The organism is Streptomyces sp. YS-3 (assembly GCF_045257485.1).
Taxonomy (GTDB): domain Bacteria; phylum Actinomycetota; class Actinomycetes; order Streptomycetales; family Streptomycetaceae; genus Streptomyces.
This window is the reverse complement of record NZ_JBJHPC010001149.1, coordinates 1-740: the sequence shown is the minus strand read 5'-3', so window position 1 is coordinate 740 and position 740 is coordinate 1. Positions and strand designations below refer to the sequence as shown.

Below are 740 nucleotides of genomic sequence, written 5' to 3'. Positions count from 1 at the left end.
GGGGGTGGGGGTGGGAGGCAGTGGTGTGATCCCCGGCAGATCGGGTTTGGGCAGGACGCCGGTCCTGGCCTCCGCGTGGTGTTCCACCGGCGCGCCGCTGGGCAGGAAGAACGCCGTGAAGGGCTCGGGCGGCAGGTCGATGGTTCCGGCCCGTTCCACCGCGCGTCCGGGACAGTCGAGGTCCACCGGTTGGTGACCCCTCATGTCCGGGGGAATGTAGGCATGGAGGTCGATGAACCTCCAGTGGCCGGGCGCGGCGTCGCCCTTGTTCGAGTCCCCGTCCAGCCAAGGGTCGAGCAGCCCCTTTCCGCCGACCAGGATCCTCCCCCAGGTGCAGGCGGCGGGGTAGTCCGTCATATGGATGGTGATCTCGTACTTCCCCGTGGGCGGCGGTGTGAGGGGTGGCGGGGTCACCGTGAAGGTCCGCGAGGCGGAGAGGGCCTCGGGCGGCCCCGGCCGGGCGGACACCGACCCCGCGTCCACCGTGCCACCGCCGGTCGCGGACGCGGCTTCGCAGATGGCCGTCACCCTGTACGTACCGGCGCCGGCGCCCTGCGGGACGGTGAAGGAGCCGGCCAGTCCGCCGGACATGAGGGGTCACCAACCGGTGGACCTCGACTGTCCCGGACGCGCGGTGGAACGGGCCGGAACCATCGACCTGCCGCCCGAGCCCTTCACGGCGTTCTTCCTGCCCAGCGGCGCGCCGGTGGAACACCACGCGGAGGCCAGGACCGGCGTCC

1 protein-coding gene is annotated in these 740 nt (G+C 72.3%); it reads right to left on the bottom strand.

What is annotated here, in order from left to right:
- A partial coding sequence (locus ACJA3G_RS38025) for a hypothetical protein (RefSeq protein ID WP_406557551.1) occupies positions 1-591 on the bottom strand: 591 nt, incomplete at its 3' end.
- Positions 592-740: the final 149 nt, after the last annotated feature.